Source organism: Streptomyces sp. NPDC059564 (genome assembly GCF_042735575.1).
Lineage (GTDB): Bacteria > Actinomycetota > Actinomycetes > Streptomycetales > Streptomycetaceae > Streptomyces.
The window spans coordinates 81,566-82,237 of record NZ_JBHWBP010000005.1 but is presented as its reverse complement, the minus strand read 5'-3'; the positions used below and the strand labels follow the sequence as shown (position 1 = coordinate 82,237).

At 79.5% G+C, this 672-nt stretch carries 1 pseudogene; it reads left to right on the top strand.

Annotated features, from left to right (window positions below):
• Positions 1 to 563 (top strand): annotated as a pseudogene (locus tag ACFV0Q_RS02675) ([protein-PII] uridylyltransferase); the annotation flags it as partial.
• Positions 564 to 672 lie beyond the last annotated feature (109 nt).

Below are 672 nucleotides of genomic sequence, written 5' to 3'. Positions count from 1 at the left end.
CCGTCGGGGTCGAACTCGTCGTCGCCGTCCCGGACCAGCCCGGGGTGCTCCCGGCGGCGGCCGGGGTCCTGGCGCTGCACCGGCTGACCGTGCGGGCGGCCGAGCTGCGCTTCCTGGAGCTCCCCGACCGGCTGGGCGAGGCGCTGGTGCTGCGCTGGCGGGTGGCCGCCGAGTACGGGGCCCTGCCGCAGGCCGCCCGGCTGCGGACCGACCTGGTCCGGGCGCTGGACGGGTCGCTGGACGTACCGGCGAAGCTGGCCGACCGCGAGGCGGCGTACCCGAAGCGGCGCGGGGTGGTCCCGCCGCCGCCGCGGGTTTCGGTGGTCCCCGACGTCTCCTCGCTGGCCACCGTGCTGGAGGTGCGGGCGCCTGACGCCGTCGGGCTGCTGCACCGGATCGGGCGGGCGCTGGAATCGTGCGGGGTCCGGGTGCGCAGCGCCCATGTCTCGACGCTCGGGGCCAACGCCGTGGACACCCTGTACGTGGTCGACACCGACGGCAAACCCCTGGCGCCGCCGGACGCCGCCGCGCTGGCCACGGCCGTGGCGGCCGCCCTGTCGTAGCCCGCGGCGCCGCCGCGGGGGGGGGGGGGCCCCCCCCCCCCCCCCCCCCCCAACCCCCCGGGGGCGGGGGTGTGCCCCCCCCGCACGGGCGGGGCTCGGGAATAAAAAC